The 21,273-nt window shown below is 31.6% G+C and carries 15 protein-coding genes and 1 riboswitch; of the genes, 5 read left to right on the plus strand and 10 right to left on the minus strand.

Features of this window, described 5'->3' with window-relative positions:
• Positions 1–4 precede the first annotated feature (4 nt).
• The 4 genes from KPL50_RS03450 to KPL50_RS03465 are packed head-to-tail and all read right to left on the minus strand — an operon-like array spanning position 5 to position 5,385.
• The gene (locus KPL50_RS03450; protein WP_216297045.1) at positions 5–1,402 is read right to left on the minus strand and encodes a phenylacetate--CoA ligase family protein; all 1,398 of its coding nucleotides are present in this window, start codon (positions 1,400–1,402) and stop codon (positions 5–7) included.
• Positions 1,403–1,417: 15 nt separating this feature from the next.
• Positions 1,418–3,367 (minus strand): alginate lyase family protein, encoded by a 1,950-nt coding sequence (locus tag KPL50_RS03455; RefSeq protein WP_216297046.1) that lies wholly within the window; start codon positions 3,365–3,367, stop codon positions 1,418–1,420.
• A complete protein-coding gene (locus KPL50_RS03460) occupies positions 3,368–4,705 on the minus strand; it encodes a nucleotide sugar dehydrogenase (RefSeq protein ID WP_216297047.1) in 1,338 nt (445 codons plus the stop codon).
• Positions 4,706–4,716: 11 nt separating this feature from the next.
• A complete protein-coding gene (locus KPL50_RS03465; protein ID WP_216297048.1) occupies positions 4,717–5,385 on the minus strand; it encodes a sugar transferase in 669 nt (222 codons plus the stop codon).
• Between the two features lie 492 nt (positions 5,386–5,877).
• On the opposite strand from KPL50_RS03465, the gene KPL50_RS27365 reads away from it, so the two are divergent.
• From KPL50_RS27365 to KPL50_RS03475, 3 genes are all read left to right on the plus strand, one after another.
• Positions 5,878–6,009 carry a hypothetical protein gene (locus KPL50_RS27365; protein ID WP_290443189.1) on the plus strand — a complete coding sequence of 44 codons (132 nt, stop codon included), beginning with the start codon at positions 5,878–5,880 and terminating at the stop codon, positions 6,007–6,009.
• Positions 6,010–6,529: 520 nt separating this feature from the next.
• Positions 6,530–6,805 (plus strand): transposase, encoded by a 276-nt coding sequence (locus tag KPL50_RS03470; RefSeq protein WP_216297049.1) that lies wholly within the window; start codon positions 6,530–6,532, stop codon positions 6,803–6,805.
• A gap of 295 nt (positions 6,806–7,100) precedes the next feature.
• On the plus strand, positions 7,101–8,543 hold the full coding sequence (locus tag KPL50_RS03475) for a polysaccharide deacetylase family protein (protein ID WP_216297050.1): 1,443 nt from the start codon (positions 7,101–7,103) through the stop codon (positions 8,541–8,543).
• A 72-nt stretch (positions 8,544–8,615) separates the two neighbouring features.
• Here the strand turns inward: KPL50_RS03475 and KPL50_RS03480 are convergent, their stop codons facing one another.
• Positions 8,616–10,025 (minus strand): oligosaccharide flippase family protein, encoded by a 1,410-nt coding sequence (locus tag KPL50_RS03480; protein ID WP_216297051.1) that lies wholly within the window; start codon positions 10,023–10,025, stop codon positions 8,616–8,618.
• Positions 10,026–10,304: 279 nt separating this feature from the next.
• Positions 10,305–10,431: riboswitch (cyclic di-AMP (ydaO/yuaA leader) on the plus strand.
• Between the two features lies 1 nt (position 10,432).
• Between KPL50_RS03480 and KPL50_RS03485 the strand changes: the two genes are divergently transcribed.
• On the plus strand, positions 10,433–11,098 hold the full coding sequence (locus tag KPL50_RS03485) for a cell wall hydrolase (RefSeq protein ID WP_216297052.1): 666 nt from the start codon (positions 10,433–10,435) through the stop codon (positions 11,096–11,098).
• A gap of 162 nt (positions 11,099–11,260) precedes the next feature.
• Here the strand turns inward: KPL50_RS03485 and KPL50_RS03490 are convergent, their stop codons facing one another.
• The 3 genes from KPL50_RS03490 to KPL50_RS03500 all read right to left on the minus strand — a co-directional run bounded on the left by KPL50_RS03490 (position 11,261) and on the right by KPL50_RS03500 (position 17,347).
• On the minus strand, positions 11,261–13,054 hold the full coding sequence (locus KPL50_RS03490; RefSeq protein ID WP_216297053.1) for a hypothetical protein: 1,794 nt from the start codon (positions 13,052–13,054) through the stop codon (positions 11,261–11,263).
• 60 nt (positions 13,055–13,114) lie between these two features.
• A complete protein-coding gene (locus KPL50_RS03495; RefSeq protein WP_216297054.1) occupies positions 13,115–15,700 on the minus strand; it encodes a transglutaminase domain-containing protein in 2,586 nt (861 codons plus the stop codon).
• Between the two features lie 294 nt (positions 15,701–15,994).
• Positions 15,995–17,347 (minus strand): nucleotide sugar dehydrogenase, encoded by a 1,353-nt coding sequence (locus KPL50_RS03500; RefSeq protein WP_216297055.1) that lies wholly within the window; start codon positions 17,345–17,347, stop codon positions 15,995–15,997.
• 316 nt (positions 17,348–17,663) lie between these two features.
• Between KPL50_RS03500 and KPL50_RS03505 the strand changes: the two genes are divergently transcribed.
• On the plus strand, positions 17,664–18,554 hold the full coding sequence (locus tag KPL50_RS03505; RefSeq protein ID WP_216297056.1) for a TraX family protein: 891 nt from the start codon (positions 17,664–17,666) through the stop codon (positions 18,552–18,554).
• Between the two features lie 240 nt (positions 18,555–18,794).
• On the opposite strand, the gene KPL50_RS03510 is transcribed toward KPL50_RS03505, so the two are convergent.
• Complete coding sequence (locus KPL50_RS03510; RefSeq protein WP_216297057.1) at positions 18,795–18,977, minus strand: hypothetical protein; 183 nt, start codon at positions 18,975–18,977, stop codon at positions 18,795–18,797.
• Positions 18,978–19,297: 320 nt separating this feature from the next.
• On the minus strand, positions 19,298–21,169 hold the full coding sequence (locus KPL50_RS03515) for a nucleoside-diphosphate sugar epimerase/dehydratase (RefSeq protein ID WP_216297058.1): 1,872 nt from the start codon (positions 21,167–21,169) through the stop codon (positions 19,298–19,300).
• Positions 21,170–21,273: the final 104 nt, after the last annotated feature.

Here is a 21,273-nt window from a genome sequence, read left to right on the forward strand (position 1 = left end):
GCTCCTATTCTCCTTCCAATTTAGTAATATCTAAGTTTTGAACTAAAAACCTAAATTTCCCCCTTTTAGTTCTCTCAATATAATCTACAATATTAATTCTCACTTCAAAACCGGAATAATACAAGTTAAAAACATCCATAACGCATTTTATATCCTCATCCACAAGCTTCTCACTGCACTGAATATTTAATATAACTTTTCCAGGTTCATTTTGAATATATTGAAAAGTCGAAACTTTTTCCTTTATATGCCACAATGGATAATCAGACCAGAGAGCATCAATTGGCCTTCCATCCCTATCCACTAAAAAATCTTGTTTTCTTCCTTCAATCCTCTTGATTTTCTTGTAATTTCTTCCACATTCGCATTCTTTATTTGTATTAGCTGCTAAATCCCCAGTTTTATACCTAATAAAAGGAACTGCATAATTATTAAATCCAGTTGCCACTATTTCTCCTACTTCATCTTCTTTGCTTACCTCTTGTCCATTTTCATCAATTATTTCTGTATACCCATATTCACTTTGCAAATGAAAATAGCTGGTTTGCTCACATTCACCAGCTAAGCATGCGTGCTCTGTATGCCCATAAAAATTATATATCCTTACACCAAAAGCCTTCTGTATCTCTAGTCTTTGATTGTCAGATAAATTTTCTGAAGAACATAAAATACACTTAAGCTTATCTAATATTATATTTATATTATTTCTTAAAATGTATTTAGATAGTGTATGAATGGAAGAAGGATATGCCTGTATAAAATCCGGGTTAAATGCTACCATTTGTTTAATATACTCTTTCATATTTTCCTCCTTCAGTTGAAAAGAGGACAGTATTAGGTCTCTGCCTTTGAATTCGCATATCCCATTTTTAGGAATATTACCTCTTATGATTACACACTTATTAACTTTATTTACATCATATCCAACTTGTCGCCATAAATTAGATATATAAGCCCATTCCCTAGCTTTATCTAACTGTGGGTCTATATAGAAACCCATGGGCATAGCTGTAGTTCCGCTAGTTTCAACATATCTAAACTTATTTTTTTTCTTATTTTTTGAAATTAAATCTTCTAAGTTATTTTGTATGATCTCTTTGGTCAAATAGGGTAATTGTTTTAAATCATTAAAGTTTTGAATATCCTTAGGTTTTATTCCTCTTTCATCAAAGACCCTTGTGTAATATGGAACATTTGTATATGCATGCTCTAATAGTTTGTTGATTTGCTCCATCTGATATTCTTCTTGTTGATCTTTTGTCCAGCTCCCTGACTTCTTTAAAAAATCATATTTTTCTCTATAGGTTTTACCGTACCGCTTATAATCTGGTATACTCATATATACATATCTAGCTGGTTTTTCAATAAAGCTTGGAGCTTTTCTAATTATTTGTTTCAGCATTACATCCCCACCATTCTATAATTTATTATAGATTTCGATCTTCCTAGTTTCTTTTATATCACCGTAACTCCAGGATAAATAACTAGGTTTTATTTTCTTTTCATTTTCAGTAGCCAGTGTTATTCTTATATTGTTTTTCACCAGTTCTACACCATCATCTTTTATTAAAGCCACAACTTCACTATCTAATATAAAATTTGCTGTCAAATTATTTTCATTATTTGCCTTACCATTGCTTTCATCTATTACTTCATCTATTACTCTCATATAATTATCACTTATATCAATAGTCCTCTGGTGAATAACACCACACTTACTTCTATACCCCAAATGTCTTCCAACAAATATATTTCCGCAAAATTCAACACACTCCGCAAATGTCTGTTCTTCCATATTAAACAAATCATATTTTTCATAATTATTTTGTTCATATCCGACAACATATAATGTGTTATGCATCTCTGTACTTCTAAATAAATTCCTCATTTTATAATCCGCAGTATAAACATATACTCCTGGATCTACTATAAAATCTTCACCATCAACATTTAACTCAAAGCTTAACTGATCATTGTGGCTATGGCACCCTTGCCCTCTAAATGAAAGCTGTCCGCATCTTATTAAGCAATAAATCCTATCATTGCGTAATATGTAAAATCCTCCATCTTTATATGCCTTGGATTTTAATTTTTCTGGCACAGGTACATTTTCTTTAAAGGAGCCTACAATCCATAATGCGTCCTCTTTATAATGCCTACCATAGTATCTAAAATCCTCTCTATTAAAACACTCCCCAGCTATGGCTAAAATATGACCAAAATCTCTTCTGAGCCAAGATGAATAATTAGAAACAATAGCCAATCTTCCATCATCCGTATCTCCTATTAATGGTGATAAGTTATTAGGTTTAGTTATGTCCATTATAAACTCACACATTTTTTCTAATCTACTCATATACACACCAGAGAAACTAATAGTATTTTTATTACATAGCACTGTTGTTAATAAAAATAATTCCGTTACTAATCTATGGTAGGATGTTGATGCTTCATAATTAGTTCCATCTTCATTTACCTGGATAAACATTTCTTTTTCAAGTTCCACCGCAGCATAGCCTAGCCATAGCCTTGGATTATTCTCGTAGGTATTATCCTCCACCACAAACTCACCAAAATATATTCCAAGCCATATTAATCCAACAATATTTGATAGATAATGATTACCTGTATGCTCTCCTTGGTTTTCTAAGTTTTTAATTATATATCTCCCATGAAGATATAGGTTTTTATTATAATTAACCAAGAATTCTTTTGAAATACTTACGGAATCTTTAAAAAAGAAATATCCGATTATCCAATTTACTGCTCTAATAGCTACATCCATAGTGCATGCCCAATTTACTGACATCTCCACGGGGTTACTTTTAATCCAATCTTCAATTTCCTCTTTAAATTCCAATGAATACTTCTCATTAGTAGTTAACAAGTAGGCCTTTCCTAGTGTAAAAAAATGTTGAAATCGTGAAAGCTCCCAAGGGATCTTCACATCTGAATTATTATTTAGATCAATTATTCTAATATTTTTATAAAACTTGTTTTTCCATATAAAACCAGTCTTAAAATCCTTATTCCAAGGAAGCCTCTCCCCTAAATATATATCTCCTGAACCTAATAAATTGAATACATGGCTACATATTTTTTCACCATCTTTTATTATTTCTTCTGATTTATCTAGTTTTATAAGCTCATCCACATACATATCAATTTGTGATACATCAAATAAAAAATTACATCTAGGTGCAAAATCTTTAAAGTAGTTCTCATCAATATCTACTCCAAAAATCTTTAAATAATATGCTCTTAATGAAAAATATATTTTATGCTTTACTTTTGCAAAAACTTTATTTATTAAGGCTTGAAAGCCCATCTTCCTCACTTTGCCTATACAGCTTTTAATATAAAACACCTAAAGCCTCCAATATAAAAACCCATACTTTTCAGCTTCTGTTTTGTTTATCACAGCCTTTGCATCTATACACACTGGCTTTTCATTCATAAGTTTCGCCATATATTCATAATCGTCAAAGACTATATTATGCTGCCTTGCAAGTATTACAACAACATCAGAATTTCGCAGCGCCTCTTCTTGGCTATTCACTTTAAAATCATAATAAGTTTTCACTACTGGATCAAAAGCTCTAATCTCTGCTCCTTTTTCAAGGAGTAATTTGCATATATCCACGGGAGGACTTATTCTGTCATCATTTGAGTAATCTTTCATAGCAAGACCTATAACTCCAACCGTGCAACCTTTTATCTCCTTCCCAACTTCCTTTAACAACTCTTCTATTTTGTTTACAATAAGCTTAGGTATAGCAGCATTCTTTCGCCTTGCAAGTTTTAATATCTCCATATCAATCCCCATAGCCTCTGCCTTATGTGATATATAGTGATAGGCGTTGGGTACGCAATATCCACCAACACCTGGACCAGGTGTTAAAAGATTAACTCGTTTATGGGTATTGGCTAATTTTATAACTTCGAATATGTCTATTCCCAATCCTTCCGTAAATCTTGCAAATTCCTGAGACATAGCAATATTAACGTCCCTTTGAGCATTTTCAAATACCTTTGCAGTTTCCACTACTTTAATACAGCTTGCAGGCACTACTTCAGATTTGCATACAATTGATAATAAACCAATTGCTTTTTTTGTGCTTTTTTCATTGATTCCTGCAACTAAGGTAGGCATATTTTCAAATTCATCAAAAGCGTTGCCTTCAGCGATTCTCTCTGATGAATATGCTAAATAGAATTCTTCTCCCGCCTTCATTGCAGATTCCTCTTCTAATATTGGTAGTATAAAATTTTCTGTGGTACCTGGTATAACAGTACTTCTTATGACTACTAAGTCTTCCTTCTTAAGATTTTTCCCTATTACTCTGCAGGCACTTTCTAAATCTTCCATATTGTAATTCCCGTTTTTTACAGGAATACCCACTGTAACTATAATATTATTACATTTCCGAACTGCTTCTGAAGCATTATTTGTTACTCTATATTTCCCTTTTTTTAGTTCCTTTCTAAGTATCTCTTGAATTCCTGTGCCATAAAACTTTTCTGTGTGATACGTTATTCCATTATTTATTTGTTCTACTAATCCACTGTTCACATCCACCCCTATAGTGTCACACCCCCTAAGTGCGAAACTTAATGTTAGAGGCAATCCAACAAAACCTTGCCCGAATATGCACACATTCTTATACTTTGATTCATTTGCTATATACTCACTTCTGTTTTCCATTTAACTCCTCCTTAACTTGCATTTCTATCTCCAAATAAAACTCGAAAAGTCTTGAATATCAATTTTACATCTACCCATAAACTTCTATCCTCTATATACTTTATATCTAACTCCATCCATTCTTCAAAGCCCAAACTACTTCTCCCCATTACCTGCCAATAGCAAGTTAACCCTGGCTTTCCGATTAACCTTTGTTTTTGGAAAGATGTAAACTGCGCAACTTCCCTAGGTAAACTTGGTCTTGGCCCTACTAATGACATTTCTCCCTTTAATATATTAAAAAGCTGTGGTAACTCATCTATACTTGTCTTCCTTATAAATCTCCCTATTTTAGTTATTCTTGGATCTTTTTTAATTTTAAACATAGGTCCTAGCACTTCGTTTTTTTCTTGAAGTTCCTCCACAAGAGATTCTGCATCTGAACACATAGACCTAAATTTATACATCATAAACCCTCTACCATATTGTCCAACTCTCTCCTGTGAAAAAAAAGCAGGTCCCACTGAATCTAACTTAATCCAAATAGAAACCACAACCATCAATGGGCTTAGTAGTAAAATTCCACATAAAGCACCTACAATATCAATTATCCTTTTGAATATAAAGTATCCTACGTTTTTCTCATATTCACTGACAATCTCCACCTGTATCACTTCTAAATTTCTTTCTAATTCTTGCATTTATACCCCCCCTCAAATACTTCTACTAATCTCTATCCTCTATCTTATTCCCTCCCCCCCTATATTTATAACCAACTTTAAGGTTTTGATTACAAAAAAATAAAGACATATAATTCACCACCATTTAAAATGGATCCTATGTCATATTGTTAAAATGTATGAAGTTATATTTTATTTGGTTGGTACTCTAAACCTGAAATAATACTATTTGTTGTTCAATATGTTTACAACTTTATCATGTTTTATATTTGCCATAGTGAAGCAAAGCAATAAAGATAACACCCTTAGTTTATAAAAACTAAGGGTGTTATCTTTACCTTATTAAATCATTCCAAATTTAGATAATCTTAATATTCTACAATAATCTTCATAAATAAACAAAATCTTATATGCATATATTGTTTTTTTTTACATTAAGACATATACTCTATATATATCTTTATACGAATAAAATTCTATTAATTGTTATTAGTAGAGGAGGATGTTGTCTTTATGCTGAAATTTATAATTATTGCAATTGTATTATCTATTATCTATATTTCATATGCTAGCTTGATGAAAGCGGCTGGTAAGCCAACCCCCCCGATGCCCCCTATTAAATATGTCGAGGATGAAGATAAATAATATGCATTTTGCAAGCAATATTATATGTTAACATTCCTAAAATCCCACCGCTAAAGTCAATTAATATATCAAAAATATTTAAAGTTCGTCAATTTATTTTTCATTAATTCCTCCTATACATGCAAATTCTCTATATAAATTTTGCCTTCTAAATTATATCCAATTAACTTTTTGAAAAACAAAAACTACCAATTGCATTGCAATTCGGTAGTTTTCTACGCTGACTTCGATATAACTATATCGTAACTTTATACCCTTCTTAAAGTTATTTATATCATTTTTGTAATAATTTCCTAATTTTATTACAGTCCTACTGCTTCCTTACCACCTTCATATTTTAAATATTTATCAATTGATTTCTTTATTAATTGTTACTACTCAGGCATTGTAAATCAATAAAATACTTATATTAGCAAAAAGGATATTGCCTATCCGATGTAGAATATACCACTAGAGAGATTAATAATATGATTTGATTGGTGGTGGCTACTAGCATGGTAAGCCTGCAAAAATCGATGCTTTGAAATTTTTACGAAAATTAGAAGAATATGATGTGGAAACACTTTCGTTTATGTATGACTTCAATATCCCCTTCGATAATAATTTGACGGAGCGAGATATTAGAATGGCAAAGCTCAGACAAAAGATATCTGGCTGCTTTAGAAGTGATGATGGCGGTAGCCTGTTCTGTAGAATAAGAAGCTATATTTCTACCTGCAATAAGAATGGGCAAGATATAATGGAATCACTAAAGAATGCAATAAAAGGTGAACCATTTATCCCTGAAAAGATATAGCTCTATTAAATTTTATAATAAGGGGACGCCTCTCGGCTCCCCTTATTATTATACCTATTTTTAGATAGGGGGGCTACGACCATGCTTTTATATTATCTCAGGCATTCCCTATTGGGAATTCCTGAGTAGTAACTATTAATTTAAATGCAACATGCCACTTGCCACGTGGATGGCACTTTACTTATGGGCTCAAAAATTTAATGTTTAGAACTATATTAATAGAGCAGAATAAACTATAAATATAACTATTAAATCCGGTGTTTACATATAAACCAATAGAAAAGGAGTATAGAAATTGAAAAAAACTTTTGGAGTTATAATTATAATGTGTTTATTAATTTTTTTTACTATTGTAGGGCTTAAAGTAATATATAGATCTGCAAGTGTATTTCAGCCACTGCAAGTAAAGTATAATTCAGTAGACTCTATTTCTCTGAAAACTGAAAAAAATAATCAACCTACTAATTTCAACTTCCAGTTACCTTCTACTACGCTTAACAAATCATTACTTTTATTACAGAAAGAGCGTACTTCAAAAGGTGGAGTAATTGGTACAGCTGGCAAAGGGGTAGTTGCATTAAGATTTGATGATTATCAAAATGTATTTGGAGAGAGAATTTTCCCCTTATTAGTTGCTCGTGGTCTACCCTGCAGCATGGTTTTAATATCACAATTTAACACGCAGCAAAGTTGGGGTAAAGGCACAACTTGGGGTGAAGTACGGAATTGGAATAGACATGGCGTTGAAATATGGAGTCATGGAACCGATCATAAGGACTATAGCTTAAAAGGCGATGCAGGCTTATATAGTCAAATAGTAACTTCTAAAATAGAAATAGAAGCACAAAATATGAAAGTTGTTGGTTGGGCACTCCCAGGTGTTACTCCTAAAACAAAGAACTTACCCTATAATGGATTAACTAAACCAAGTGATTACAACAGCGCAGTAGGAAAATTACTAATGGAAACTTATGCTTTAACGGAAGCCTATGCATATAGTCCACCAAGGACATTACCAACACAGATATATCACGGATTAAATCATATAACTGTTTCTGATGGTAGAGGAACATTGGCAGCTTCAATAAAAGCTATTAATATTGCTAGTAGAGATAAGTCTGGTATTGAATTAATGTGTCACGCAGGTAATTTAGGAACACCTGGCCGTATGTCATTTTCTGATTTTACTATCTTGCTGGATTATATAAAAGAACAATGGGATAAGGGTTCAATAGAGGTCTTAACACCCTCTGGACTTCTCTTTGCAGATCCCAGTAGCGTAAATAGGCTTAAACTTACTACTGATGGTAGTTTCGAAAATTTAACTGTGGTAAGTTCAGGCGCCTGGAAGGAAACAACAAACTGGACGGGAAAGACCATTGAAACAAGTGGCGGTAGAACAGGATCTAGTTTTTTACGCATAAATGGCAAAGGTTCCGGTGTAACTCAGAAGATTATTTCCTTAGATAAGCTAGGAGTAACAGGTGAACAATTCCTATTTGAAGGATGGATTAGGCCACAGGGCATCAGAAAGGCAACCGGGATAATAGAGGTAGTGGATTATAATGATTCTAAGAAACTCAAAATAATTAATAAAGTAGTAGGTGAAGGGACATCATGGAAAAAGGTAAGCTTTGTCTTTTGTATACCTCCAAACACCAAAACTATAGCATTGCGTCTTTATGGAAGTTCAGGAACCGTTATGGATTGGGACGATGTAAGTATAAAAAAAATATAATATATTAAAACAAAGCTCAAGGATATTAGAAAATATCCTTGAGCTTTATGTTCTCCAAAGGCTATCAATATATCAAACCTTACTTTTTATGTATTTCTTAACTGTTTCAATTGTTTGTAAAATGCAAACTCTATTTACAAATATCAAAAGCAACACAACAATTAAATTAATAAATATATTATTAATTGTAATGCTTAATAATGAGAGCACTACCATTAAAATTGTATTATATACATATAATTTTATATCAAATTTAAACCATAATTTTCGGGATATTAGTGTTCTCATCCAGAAAAATATTATATAAGAAATTCCTGTTGATATAGAAGCTCCCACTGCTCCAAATCTAGGCACTAATAAATAATTACCTACATAGTTACTTACGGCAGCTACTATCGATATTACTATATTATAATAAGTCTTTCTTGAAAAAGAAATTCCCAAAGTTGTAGTTTCAGATACAGTATACATAATTGGGAAAAATAACAAAAACGGGACACTATTTGCTGCAGTAATATAGTCTGAAGAAAGTAACCTTATTATTAAATCTTTAAAGAGTACAATAAATGAAAATACCATTACCATTACTGCTAAAATAGTATCACTCACTTGCACATACTTATCATTTGAAACCTTTTCTTTATGCCATCTTAATGCTGTAGGAACCCAAAATGTACAAAATGCTTGCTGTATAATTCCGAGTACAGCCACTATTTTAAATGCTGCTGAATATATTCCAATTTCATTAAAGGTGGACCATTGCCTTAGCGCAATCCTATCCATAGAACTCAAAAACCAGCCAATTAATGTTGCTGGCACTAATGGTATTCCATATCTAAATAGTTTCATAAGTAATTCTTTATCAAGTCTAAATTTAACTTTCCAAATGTGTCTTACAAAATAAGTTTCTATTATGCAAATTACAATTAAATTTATGAAAGTTGCATTTATGATGCCTTTAAAACTTCTATCTATAAATATTAAATATGGAATTAATATTATTAAAGTTAGAAATTTATTTAATATATTAAAAAAAGAATAGGTTTTAGCTTTTTCTTCCATTCTTAATACTAGCATATTAAATCTATCTATTATTGCAAACGGTAATGATAGTGCTAATATAATTATTACGTACTTTTCTACGCTATCAAACATAAGTAATGATACGGGTTTATAAAAAACTATAAAAATAAAAGCCAGTAAAAAAGAGAATATCAAAGGAAAAATTAGCGAATTCCAAAATAGGTTATTCTTATTTTTATGCTCATTATACTCTCTTACAAAAGCTTGATCTAGGCCTAAAAAAATAAACATTGAACTTATAGTATAACCCATAGTATACATTGCTGCTTTTCCAAAATCACCAGGTGATACAAAATAAGTTGTAACAGGAACCGTAATAAATGACAATATAGCCGCCACTATAGGTCCAACTGAAAAACCAAATAAGCTTTTTAAAAATCCTTTTGAATCTTGTTCCATGTAATTCACTACTTTCTAATTTATTTATTTTTATTTATGTACAATAGCAGTTTGTTTAAAACTCACTCTATTATATCCCTTTTTCCTATCTTCTGCACTATTTCCTTAAAGATTATGATGAACTTTCTTTGAATACTTTCTTTGAACTCCACATTTTATATGAATTATCACTAATTAGTTAAATAAATCATTACACAACATGCCACTTGCCACGTGAGTGGCACCATCAATATTAACTTTCAATGAACTCGCTTGATTTTTTATTATCATTGTATTATTATGGGGCAATAGCCGAATCTTTCAAAGAAAGTACCGGGGACTTAATTTTGGGGTGAAGCTTTATAATGAAGCGGGGTACCTCTACCCTAACCCGTCAACTAACCTGGGAGGCAATAGGAGGATACATAATGAACAAATTTAAACCATTAAGAACTATTTTTTTAACGTCAGTATTAACAATAGGTGTCTCAGTAATTGCATCACAGAGCACACTTGCAGCTACCTTAACAACTGGACCTTACACTGTGAAAAGTGGGGATTGCTTATCTGTGATAGCACAAAAACACGGAGAATCATTAAGTGATTTAAGGAAGGCTAATAATATATGGAATGATTTTATTTTTCCAGGACAAATTCTCAAGGTTACTGTAACCAATAGTTCTGCTGCTGAGCAAACCAAACCTACTGCAATAAAATATACTGCAAGCGATTTGGACATGCTAGCTAGATTAATTACTGCCGAAGCACAAGGAGAGCCTTATGAAGCTCAGGTTGCTGTAGGAGCCGTAGTTGTAAACAGGGTTAAGCATGAACTCTTTCCAAATTCAATAGGTGCTGTTATTAATCAAAGGACAAATGGTAATTATGAATTTACACCAGTACTTAATGGTAACATTAATAGACCTGCAAATGAGAGTGCTGTTAAGGCTGCACAGGCCGCACTCAGTGGAAACGATCCAACAAATAAAGCATTGTTTTTTTATGATGGGGTTACTCCCAAAGCATTGACTGAACCACAACCAGTTTCCATAGTAATAGGTAATATAACATTTGTATACTTGATAAAAAACTAAGCTAATAAAAAAGAGATAGAACTCATAATTTACTATGAATTCTATCTCTTTTTAAGAGAAAACCCTTTTTCTAATGATTTATCATTAAAACAAATGATTGAAAAGATCTTCCACCGAGGCATTAGATGATGACTGGAAGGTCAGCTCCTTGCTACAAATTTCTTAGGTTAACAGTAAGGTTTGGGCACCATTAGAATTTACTTGTAATTTATATTTTTTATTACTTGTTGAAGTAATTATATCCATATACTCATTTCCTATTTTTAAACCCTTAGCCTCAGCTCTAACAACATTTGCAAGTGCAGTAGCCAGTACACAAAGTAACTTTATCTCACAATTAATCATCATCAATTCTCCTATGGAAGTGAGTCTTATTCCTCTTGGAGCAGAACTATTAACGTAATTCTCTAAATATAATTTTCCTACATTAGCAAATGTCTCTTGTCCATTTGTCCTATCTAGTGCATTATAGCTAAATCCTTTAATAACCACGGAATCACAATTACCAAAGTATACATTATCATAGCCCCTACATATACTTATATTTTCTAGGTATACATTCTTTATCTTTTGGTATGTAGAATTAACAGCAGCTTGAGTAATAATTCCTCCATCTTTTTCACTATCACTATTCTTTATTTCTAAATAACCTAAAATATCGGTACAATTAAAGGAGTAGTTTTTTACTCTATTAAAAGCTATCCTACCAATCTCAGCAATCTTGCCACCTGTAGTTTGTGCATTTACCTTTATTAGCATTGAAAAATTCTCACAATCCTCAAGAACAATATTACCCACATATTTACGAGTGGGACATACTACCTGATAATAATCCGCAAGTACTATCGTCAGATTAGAGAAATTACATTTTGAAAATTTATAATTTGCCCTTCTAGGATTTTCAGCACAAAATAACAAAACTGCAACGTTTCCAAGCTCGGAAGATACAAATTCACAATTTATACAATTAATATTATTAGAAAGAGAAGCGCCAAATATTTTTACATTTATAAATATAGCATCATGCAAATTTTCATGTGCTCCTACTCCATAAGTTGTAACCTCTGATTTGAAAATACAATCTTCAAAGTGTAATCCATAATTAACTTCTTGGCCTCCCCAAGTTAATCCATGCTGTCCGCTATTAGTCATTATATTGTTTCCTCTTAAATTATTACAGCTATAAATACATATTCCATACCCATCCCAAGGATCAGTATTTATATTTTTAGCATTTCCAGTATTAATAAAATCTAATTTGGAATTTACACATCTTTTTAATGATATATTGGCATGAAAGCCCCTCGTATTTATATACTCTAAGCAAATATTCTTACCATACTCTATAGATAATCCAGCTATTGATAAACTCAAATCTTTTTTACCCTCTAATAACTTAATATTTTTTATCTTAACTATTATTGGTTCGTATATACTCACAGTAATAGAACCCGCTAACATATCGAAAGGAAATATAATATTAAAATAAACTATATTGCCAACTACTTTTGTAATAATAGCATTCCCACCCTTAAAATAATACAATCTTGAAGTGTCGTATAATTCAGATGATATAACACTAATTAAATCTCCAACTTCAATACCTATGACCGAATTTAATGTTAACGTATTTTTATTTGCTATCTCAACATAGTCTTCAACTACTGAAAATGTATTTTTAAGAGTTCCACTGAATTTCAAGCCATTATCACAGTAACTTAATATAGTACTATTTTGGAAATCTATATTACAGGATTTATTTGTAATAACATCACTTTCTAATCTTACAATGCTATTCATTGGAAATCTAACAGTTGAACCCTCTGAAATATTTAAAAACATATTATCTAAGGCTATAGAATCATTAAAAATTCCATCACCCACAAATCCATATAATCTAGGGTTTATAATATTTTCATTTATACTTAAATCAATATACTCTAAATTATTTTCCATTTAATTATAATTCTCCTTTGCAATAACTTGAGTGGAGTTCACACGGCTCGGGGGTCTTTGTTATATAATTTTAATTAGCATATCTCCTATACCCACACTATATCCACTACAAGCATAAATTACGTTAATGCGTTTATTAGTAATATCACCATGGTTAATGCAGCCGTTGGAAACGAGCACTAGTGGAAGTTTATCCGGATCCAAATACATTCTTCTAGCTATGGTATTTACACTCTGGAAAAAATCGTCATAGTAAGTTTCTATGCCTGGAATTAACTCATACACTCTTTGTAATGTTTTGTTCTGCTTTGCAAAACTATCTCTTAAAATAAATATAATTTGTCCCTTTATACTTATGAAATCTCGTTGCATTTCTATCATTTCATTTAAGATATGTTCTGTAGGTTCTTTACCTTCCTCTATCCATATAATGATATTTTTTTCATCTTTTATTAAATCAGAGGCATGCATTACATTTCTATTAGCATCCTTAAGATTAAAATCTTGAAGCTCATAATTCTCTAGCATATCTGAAATTTTTGCATCTCGAAGGCTTATATTTATAGCTTTTGTCTCATTATGTTTTACCTCAAAAGTATACTTCACTGCAAATATACTCCCATTAGGTAATCTGTTGGAGGTTAAAATTCTATAATGCCCAGAAGCAACACTAATACTTGCCTTATTACCCTCTAATATATCCATATCTAAAACAAGGGTTCTATATACTCCATTTTCAAGCAATGCAATAGTCCAATTCTTATAGTACGTAAGCTTTGCTTTACCAGTATTAACAATTAAAACATGTGAATTTACTGAGCTATATTTATCCTCTACCTTTATAAATCTCCCGTTACTTTCATTACAATGCTTATAATATTCTATAGATAAATCACTACTATTTATTCTAGCAGGTATACCTAAACTTCTGCATACAGCAACAAACAAAATCTTTTTGGATATAAGGCTTCCCCTTCCTAGTTTAATCACCTCTGCAGGGGTAGCATATAATGACTCATATTCACGCTCTGGGAGTTCTGTAATATTTTCTTTAATATAATTCCATACCTTGCTAGGACTTTTTATAAAATCATCTTTTAAATCAGCGGCAAAATAGTTAATAATAAACTTCCTGAAATCCGTGATTTTTTCTAGGTAGATTCTTGGACAAAGAACATATTTAAAATATATTCCTTCAGGATAATCCACCTCAAAACCGGTAGTATTATTAATGTGGGAGTTTAATATGCTACATACGCTGTCTACATAATCCTTCTTTGATAAACACATTAATAAATTTATTCTCTTTTTTAAGTCCTCACCATTATGCTTGTAATTTAAAAATTCTAATATAGACTTATAGTTTCCCATAGCACCTAATAGGATATTTCTAATTTCAGAATCATATTTACCTAAATACTCAATTTTATCTATTATGTTTACAATTTTTTTGTTCCTTTCTTCTCGAGCTTTATTACAATAGTCAAATCTTTTCTTTTGTGTAATTTTTTCTTCTTCAGATGTGGCGCGCGCCAAAACCATTTTATCAACTGGAGGTACTATATCAATATCAATTCCTTGAATCTCTTCTTCATAATCTACTGCATCATCAATATTGAATATAATTTCCTCCGAAACTTTTGTATCAACTATTCTGCATATAAACCTATCATCTTTTACCACATGAATAGCTATGATACCAAGTCCAATATTTATGTGGGCTTGTCCTTTCTTATCTGTAAATAATATTGCTATCGGTGTTAATTCAGAATAATTAAGTATTTCAAATCTTACTTCTACACCTTCTATAGGTTTATTTTTTGAATTTATAACCTTTACATAGAAAGCTTTTGAATCGGCATATTTACTGATATTGTTAATAGTAATTACTGCCTTATTCTTTGAGATTACATCCTCATTTTTAAAATAGCTGGAAAATACTCTACTGTGGATAACCATGGCTCTAGAGGCTGCTGATGTAAACCATCCTTTGTTTAGCACTGGTTTTGGCTCGCAGGCCCCGAGATAATGCCACTTCCCATCACACCATACCTCTACCCACGCATGATTATCATCACAATGAGCCCATCTGGGGGTGTAGATCTGTCTCGCTGGTATTCCCACACTTCGAAGCGCAGTAACTGTAAAAGTGGATTCTTCTCCACATCTTCCATATGCACACTTTAATACTGCCAGAGGTGAGGCTGTCCTTTCATCTGTTGATTTATATGTTGCATTCTCAGCACACCAATAGTTAACTTCTAAAACTGCCTGATATATGCTCCTATTTTCTAATCTATGGTATATCAAATCATAAAATGTTTTTCTGCAATTTTCTATAGCCTCATTATTAATACGATAGTGAAGCACATAATTCAAGAAAATATCTTCAGGAATTGTAGCCCCCCACGGGGTATTTCCCCTTAAAAAGATAGCATGTTTAACATATTCATAAAAAAGCTCAAAATCATAATTTGTGATATCACTTAAAGGCATTGTAGAATATAAGTATTTCATTAATAATTTTTCTTCTTCCATACATAGGGAAAGCTTATTAATTATATCCTCTTTTTTATATCCAAATAAGTCTAATACCTCTATAAAGCTAGAATTTACATATTGTTTTACTTCATCTGTATATACCATATTTCACCTACCTTAACATATTCTATTATTATCCCAACAACAATTATTTGCTTGTAAATTTAATTTCTGCCTTTTCTACTAATCTCAATAAAATTAGCTACACCTCGCCATTCATAATTTATTATCATTTTATCATAAAACAAATTAGTCTGTTCTAGTTTTTCCTTAAAAGTCTAAATAGTTCATTTCTTACACTTTTATCCTATTAAGATAATGTGACGAAATCTAGTATTTAACGACGAAAAAAAACTACCGAAAATAAATTTCAGTAGTTCACACGACTCGGGGGATTTCCTATAATCTCCAGTACACAAATTTCTCTTTATCAACACTAGCTTTACTCACTATTCCTTTAACATCTATAAATACATTTTTATCATTCACTTCTTTATCTACTGCAACTTCTTGCAATGCATCATTTACACAATATAATTTGCTAAAATCATTAATATCCATTTTTCTATAATCACTATGCGATACTGCTAATATAACTGCATCCATACTATTTATATCTTGAATATCTTTTAACTCTATTCCATATTCTCTTCTTAACTCATCCTTATCAGCAACTGGATCTGTAACTACTACTTCTACTTCATACTCTTTTAACTCTTTAATAATATCTACAACTTTAGTATTTCTAGTATCACCACAATCCTCTTTAAATGTAATTCCCAGTACCGCTACCTTGGCACCTTTTACTCTCTTATTAGCTTTTATTAAACTCTTAACTGTATTCTCAGCAACATACTTAGCCATACCATCGTTTATTTTTCTAGCAGCTGCTATTACCTGAGACTCTAAACCTACTTCCTTTGCTCTGTGTATTAGATAGTATGGATCAACCCCTATACAATGTCCTCCAACTAAGCCTGGATTCATTTTAATAAAGTTCCACTTACTACCTGCTGCATCTATTACAGCCTTAGTATCTATGTTCATTTTATCGAATATCATAGCTAGTTCATTTACAAAAGCTATATTAACATCTCTTTGACAATTTTCTATAAGCTTAGCTGCCTCTGCAACCTTTATACTCTCTGCTCTATACACTCCAGCTTCTATTACTAGCTCATAAACTTTTGCTACAGTATCTAATGTTTCCTCGTCCATTCCTGAGACTATTTTCACTATGTTCTCTAGTCTATTAACCTTATCTCCTGGATTAATTCTCTCTGGTGAATATGCTACTTTGAAATCTATTCCACATTTTAAACCTGATTCTCTTTCTAATATAGGTACACATATTTCTTCAGTTACACCTGGGTACACTGTTGACTCATATACTACTATAGAACCTTTAGTTAAGTTTCTTCCTATTATTTCACTTGAACCTATAACTGGTCTTAAGTCTGGAGATTTATCATCATTAGTAGGCGTTGGTACTGCAACTACATGAAATTTGCATTCTCTTAATTTACTTTCATCATTAGTAAAATACACTGATGAATTTTTAACTCCTTCATCACCTATTTCATTTGTTGGATCAATTCCAGACTTATATGTTTCTAACTTCTCTTTGTTTATATCAAAGCCTATAACATCAATTTTTTTATCGAAAGCTATGGCTAAAGGTAGCCCTACATAACCTAACCCAACTAATGATAGCTTTGTATTTTTATTTAATAACTCTTTATATAAATTCATAATTAATTCTCCTTTTCCTAATGGGTATTTTTCTTCTTGACAATGTCAAATGGTCTCAAATATAACATCTACAACCTCTCTAATTTTGCTACTATCTATTATTTCCATGCTTTTGTTTATAGTAATACTGTAATTCATCGTTACTATCACCATAAAGTATACCATTTAAAATATAAAAATAAAATTATTTATTTTATTTTTATTTTAAAAATGCATTTTTTTTAAATATTGATAGAAGATATAATTGAAAATTTTGTCATATTGAATTTAAATGATATAATCATTTGAAACATTACAACTTGTGGGAGGGAAATCTATGGTGGAAACATCCGTTATTGAAAAAATGGTACTACAAACAGTCGCATATCGTAATGATATGCTAAAGCTACTAGCCTTAGTAACAATGCTTGTAGATCATATTGGGTATATGTATTTTCCAAATGAGATACTTTTAAGAATTATAGGAAGATTGGCCTTTCCCATCTTTGCCTATCAAATTGCCATAGGCTATTCCCGGACATCTAATATCAAAAAATATGTTTTAAGACTTTCCTTATTTGCTCTAATAACTCAAATACCCTATTGTTTTTTTAGCCCCGATATTAAATTTAACCCTATTCATTTTAATGTATTGTTTACGTTTCTAGCAGCCATTGGTCTACTTTGTGTTTATGATATGGGAATCATAAATATTAAGAATTTTATTAAAGACAAGAATTATATACACCTTTTGTATGGTATATTTTTGCTAGCTCTAGCTATTGTAATAATCATTCTTCCCGAAATATTAAGTTTCCTTATAAAGGACTTTTATTTGGAATACGGCTTGCTGGGACTCGCTTTAGTTTTATTATTTCATGTATTTCAAGAAAAGATGCACCTTGCCGTAATAAGTATTATACTATTATATCTACTTCATGGTTATTACAGAGTTGCCCTATGGAACTCCGCATATTCATCAGTACTATTTTGGAGCAACCTTCTCAATTTTAAATATGTATGGAACCAGCTTGACTTACAGAATGGATTATCACAATTGCAAGTATACTATTTTAATGCATTGGGAGTTTTTGCATTAATTCCGATTTTGATATTGGAAAGTATAAATACTAGCAGAATTAGGCTCAATAAATATGTAGGTTATATTTTTTATCCAGCACACATGATGCTTCTAGTTGCTATTGCGCTTATCTTGAAGGCTCACTAATTCCAACAACAGAGCCGTTATTCACTTTAAATAAAACAAATGATAATAAAGAGTTAACCTGTGATAACTCTTCGAAAGTACATCATTATAATGAAACCATTAACCATCCTGAAGCAGTTGATAAAAATAATTCAAAAACAATTTAAAAATCAAAAGCAAGAGTTAGTGTTAAAATCCCTGCTTTCATTGTTAGTTTAATACAATAATTACTCTCCATGTGAATTTATTCCATGCTTCTAATTAATTACTTCTTACAATACTGTTCATTGGAAATCTAACAGTTGAACCCTCTGAAATATATAAAAACATATTATCTAAGGCTATAGAGTCATTAAAAACTCCATCACCCACAAATCCATATAATCTAGGGTTTATAATATTTTCATTTATACTTAAATCAATATCCTCTATACCATTTTCCATTTAATTAAAATTCTCCTTTCCAATAAGTCGAGTGGAGTTGAAAATACATTAGTAGAATCCATTGTAAGACTAGTTGCTTATCTTAATGCTATTGCTTTCCCATATTATATACTATTTAGATATAGCCATACAATGTTTTCTTTATAATCAAAATATTGTATATTTTTTATTGATATGAAGTCATAATAATGTATAACATTTTAAACGACGAAAAGACTACCGAAATATATTCCTATAAATTTCAGTAGCTTCCACGTATAGTCTTTAGTAAATATTCACTTCACCCCTGTGACGCTAGGATATGGCTGGAAGGTTAGCTATTAATCCAGCATAGTAGTAACTGCGCTTTCTTCCATATTTCTATTGTAGGTTGGAACTATCTCCTCTATCTTCTCAATCAACAACTCAACATCATCCCTATCAATAATCTCCCTAAGCTCTTCCATTCTCTCCCTAAGCACCACCAAATCACTAAACGTAGGTCTCCCCACAAATATCTTCTCATGCCTAGTATTCTTCAGCCCTTCCTCACTCATCATCAATTCCTCATAAAGCTTTTCTCCCGGTCTCAGCCCCGTAATTTCAATCTTAATATCCTTGTTAGGCTCAAACCCAGACAGCTTAATCAAATCCCAAGCCAAATCATAAATCTTAACAGGCTTGCCCATATCTAGCACAAAGATTTCTCCACCCTCAGCATATGCTCCAGATTGAAGTACCAATTGCGCCGCTTCTGGTATAGTCATAAAGAATCTAGTTATATATTTATTAGTAAGTGTAACCGGTCCACCATGCTCTATTTGTTTTTTAAACAGTGGTATAACTGACCCATTGCTTCCCAGTACATTTCCAAATCTCACTGCTACAAAGTGTGTTTCACTTATTTTATCCATGGATTGTATAATCATTTCACACATTCTCTTAGTAGCACCCATTACATTTGTGGGGTTTACTGCTTTATCCGTAGATATCATAACAAACCTTTCTACATTAAACTTATGTGCACATTCTGCCATATTAAAGGTTCCAAACACATTGTTTTTTATAGCTTCCATAGGACTCTCTTCCATGAGCGGAACATGCTTATGTGCTGCTGCATGGAAAACTATATTTGGCGAATACTTTTTAAAGACACTCTCTAGTCGTTTAATATCTCTAACAGATCCTATCAATACCTTTAAATCTAGTTTCGGATATTTATACTGTAGCTCCATTTGAAGATCATAAGCATTATTTTCATATATATCGAAAATAATTAATTGTTTGGGTTCGAATTTTATAATTTGGCGACAGAGTTCTGATCCAATGGACCCTCCACCCCCAGTTACAAGGACTATCTTATTGTGAATATAACTTGCGATGCCTTGCATATCTAGCTGCACTGTTTCACGTCCTAGTAAATCTTCAATATCCACTTTTCTAATTTGACTTAAGGATACTTTCCCGTTTATTATTTCATACATGCCGGGAATGATTTCTATTTTGCAATTTGTTTTTTTACATAATTCTAAAATCTGTTTTTTATCCTCATCTTTTATGGTGGGAATAGCTATAAGTATAGTTTCTATAGCTTGCTGGGTAGCTATGGTAGGTATATCCTTCCTACTTCCAAGAATCTTTACTCCCATAATATTGTTTCCTTTTTTGTAAATTTCATCATCAATTACAGCTACCGGCATATATTTACTATGGCTACTTCTTTTCATTTCTTTTATAACCATAGCTGCAGCTTCCCCAGCTCCAATTATCATTACTCTTGACTTTACAATTTTACTAGCATTACAATTTAGAATACTTTCAAATCTACCATAAATTCTAAAGGACATTCGTAGCCCTAGTATAAAAATAATCGAAAAAGCACAAGCTATTATACTTACTCCATAAGCAAATCCATGGCCGAAGGTTCTAACAAAGGCGATGGTTGCAAGATTGGCAGTAAGGCATGCGCCAATAGCTAGCATAAATTCATCTATACTTGCATAACTCCAAAGGCTTTCATAAAGCTTAAAGAGATAAAAACAAGCTATGTAAATAACTGTTACAATTATGGCTATTTCTTTGTAGTTTTTTGAATAAAACTTGAAAGTTGTAAAATTATATCTAAAATAAAAAGCTAATATATAAGCTAAGTTTATTAAAACTGCATCACTTAGGATTAATATTGGTTTTTTCCATTTTCCGAGCGCCTTCATATTATCCACCTCTTCTGTTGTTTTTTGAAAAGCAATTCATCCATTTTCATGTTATATTTTTTCTTTCCAAATAATAACTATACTTTGAAATTGATTGAAAATTC

Source organism: Clostridium sp. CF012, from assembly GCF_018861755.1.
GTDB lineage: Bacteria > Bacillota > Clostridia > Clostridiales > Clostridiaceae > Clostridium_AD.